We start from the raw sequence: 2,917 nt of genomic DNA on the forward strand, positions 1-2,917 counted from the left end.
ACCCTCTCCGGACCCGGAACAGGCGTATCAACTCCTTGACACAGTCCGGGAGCTGGGCAATTGTGTCACTACCTTGATACACCTGATGGACGGAGAAAGGTGGTCGGCATGTCTGCTGCCTCGACGGCGGAAGGCACCTGGCGCACGTGGATCGACACCCCCGTCCGATGGGCGGGCGCGGCGGCCGGCATCGCGGTCGGCGCACTCGTCGACTTCAGCCCGGAGCCGGACGTCCAACTCCTCTACGCCTTCCCCGCGTTCGGACTCTGCGTCATGGCCGGCGTCCTGGCGGCCGATCTGATCGCCCGCCCGCGGCGCGACTGGATACGGGTGGCGGAAGTGAGACCCCGCCGCGTCCGCGACCATGTGCCCCGCGCCCTCGCGGCGTTCCTCGCCGCGCAGGCGCTGATCCTCACGGTGCTCGTCGTCATCGCCGCGAGCACGGCATCGGCGGACTCCAAAGGCCGCTCCGGAAGGGCCCTGGCCGTCGAGTGCCCGGCCGGGTCCCAGCTCCTCGGCCCCTGGCCCGGCCTCTACTACGCCTGGCCGGCACTGGGCGGCATGGCCCTCGGCACCGTCGCCTGCGCGCTGCTGCTGCGCCGCGTGACCTTGCGCTCCCAGACGGACGACCAGCGCCGGATCCAGGCACGCGCGGCGGTCGGCGCCTGGGGAGTCCTGGTCACGGCCCCGCTCTTCGCCGTCTCGTTCACAATGGCCGTCGTCGTACTGAGCCTGTCCTGCGCGGGCGTGGCGAAGGTCTTCGCCCTGACGGCGCTCGCCCTCACCGCCTTCACCTCGGCACTGAGCGGCTGCCACTGCCTGGGCGTCCTCCTGATCCCCCAGGCCTACACGGAGGCGAAGTCATGACCGCGCACAGCGTCCGCATCACCGTCAACCACGCGGCGCCCGTCCCGCCCTACGAACAGGTCCGGGCCCAGCTCGCCGACCTCATCTCCGTCGGCCGGCTCCGCCAGGGCGACCGGCTCCCCTCCGTCCGCCAGCTCGCCGCGGACCTCGGCCTCGCCAACAACACGGTGGTCCGCGCCTACCGCGAACTGGAGACAGCCGGCCTGGTCAGAACCCGCCGCGGCTCCGGCACCCAGGTGATCGCGCCTCCGTCGATCGCCGACTCCAAGGAGAAACTCGCGGAACAGGCCGGCCTCTTCGCAATCGCGGCACGCCGGCTCAACGCGACGGACGAGGAGGCACTCGCGGCGATCCGGCACGCACTGGCGTCGACGGACGGCGTCTGAGTTTATAGGGGTACAGTTTATAGAAGCGTACCCCTACAAATACGGGATGGAGTGATCATGCTGCTCAAGCCCGCTGACATGTTCGACCGCGAGTACGAGTGGTCCGCCCTCTCCCGGTTCATCACCGACGAACAGCCGGGCGCCACGTTGGGGGTCGTCTCAGGCCGACGCCGCCAGGGCAAGACGTTCCTGCTGGACGCGGCCTGCCGCGCGGGCGGCGGATTCTACTTCGGTGCGACCGAGGCCACCGATACGGAGTCGCTCCGAAGGATCGGCGCGGCACTGACGGAGCACTCCCGCCCCGCCACCCCGTACCACTTCGCGAACTGGTCGGAGGTCATCGACGCCCTCCTCGCCCTGGGAGCCGACCGACCGGTTCCCGTGGTCATCGACGAGTTCCCGTACCTGGTGAAGGGCAATCCGGAGCTTCCTTCGATCATCCAGGAGGGGCTGCGCCCGCTGAGGGACGAGCGCACCAACTCCCGTACGCGGCTTCTGCTGTGCGGCTCGGCCCTGTCGTTCATGGGCAAGCTGCTGTCCGGGAACGCGCCGCTGCGGGGACGCGCAGGGCTCGAACTCGTCGTCAGGACGCTCGACCACCAGCTCGCGGCGGACTTCTGGAACATCCCTGACCCGCGGCTCGCCCTCCAGGTCAACGCGATCGTCGGCGGCACGCCCGCCTACCGGCGTGAGTTCGCCCGCGGTGACAGTCCGTCCGGCCCCGACGATTTCGACGACTGGGTCGTCCGAACAGTGCTCAACCCCGAGACTCCACTCTTCAGAGAGGCGCGTTACCTCCTCGCTGAGGAGCCGGATCTGCGTGACACCGCCCTGTACCTGTCCGTTCTCAGCGCCGTCGCCGACGGCAACTCCACACGCGGCGGCATGGCCGGCTACCTGGAGCGCAAAGCGACGGACATCGCACACCCCATCACGGTCCTGGAGGACGCCGGGCTTCTCCACCGGGATGCGGATGCCTTCCGTGAGAACCGCTCCACCTACCGGATCGCCGAACCCCTTATCGCCTTCTACCACGCCGTTATGCGCCCCGTCTGGGACCAGTTGGAACGTCCGGGCAGCGCCGCCCGCGTCTGGCAGGCGAGCCGCCGCCGTTTCGTGAGCAACGCTCTCGGTCCGCACTTCGAGCAGGTCTGTCGCGAGTGGGCGCTGCACCACGCCGATCCGGAATGGCTCGGGGGCCTCCCGGCGCGCGTGGGCCACGGCGTGGTTCACGACGCTGCGACGCGCAAGGGCCACGAGGTGGATGTCGCGGTCGTAGGAATTCCGGAAGGCAGCGGCAAGCCACCGTTGCTGGCCATCGGCGAGGCCAAGTGGAACGATGAGATCGGCGCGGCTCACATTCAGCGCCTCGAGCACGTGCGGGACTTGATCACACGATCGGGGCGTTACGACACGACGCACACGCGGCTTCTGTGCTTCAGCGGTGCAGGCTTCAACGGCAAGGCCCGTGCGGCGGCTGAAGCGTCGCGAGACGTGGGCCTGGTGGATCCGGCGATGCTGTACGGGAGGTTCTGAACCGCCGCGACTTCGGCCCGCGTGCCAGTGACATGTCCGACCGTGCTGCACGACCACTGACACATCCCGGCGGCACCGGCCGCGCTGGGTCCAAGGCACCGTGCCGAAGGGGCGGCACCGCGTCGCAT

The 2,917-nt window shown here is 69.4% G+C and carries 3 protein-coding genes; all 3 read left to right on the forward strand.

Annotation, left to right across the window (positions count from 1 at the left end):
* Window positions 1-108: 108 nt before the first annotated feature.
* The 3 genes from ACWGH4_RS33670 to ACWGH4_RS33680 are packed head-to-tail and all read left to right on the forward strand — an operon-like array spanning window position 109 to window position 2,789.
* On the forward strand, window positions 109-867 hold the full coding sequence (locus ACWGH4_RS33670) for a hypothetical protein (RefSeq protein ID WP_453467544.1): 759 nt from the start codon (window positions 109-111) through the stop codon (window positions 865-867).
* Window positions 864-1,253 carry a GntR family transcriptional regulator gene (locus ACWGH4_RS33675; protein ID WP_453467546.1) on the forward strand — a complete coding sequence of 130 codons (390 nt, stop codon included), beginning with the start codon at window positions 864-866 and terminating at the stop codon, window positions 1,251-1,253. The genes ACWGH4_RS33670 and ACWGH4_RS33675 overlap by 4 nt, the downstream gene beginning before the upstream one ends.
* Window positions 1,254-1,310: 57 nt before the next feature.
* The gene (locus ACWGH4_RS33680) at window positions 1,311-2,789 is read left to right on the forward strand and encodes an AAA family ATPase (protein ID WP_453467549.1); all 1,479 of its coding nucleotides are present in this window, start codon (window positions 1,311-1,313) and stop codon (window positions 2,787-2,789) included.
* Window positions 2,790-2,917 lie beyond the last annotated feature (128 nt).

Source organism: Streptomyces sp. NPDC054847 (assembly GCF_053610925.1).

Coding starts and splice junctions, on each gene's coding strand:
- ACWGH4_RS33670 (WP_453467544.1), top strand. CDS start 109: ATGTCTGCTGCCTCGACGGCGGAAGGCACCTGGCGCACGTGGATCGAC.
- ACWGH4_RS33675 (WP_453467546.1), top strand. CDS start 864: ATGACCGCGCACAGCGTCCGCATCACCGTCAACCACGCGGCGCCCGTC.
- ACWGH4_RS33680 (WP_453467549.1), top strand. CDS start 1,311: ATGCTGCTCAAGCCCGCTGACATGTTCGACCGCGAGTACGAGTGGTCC.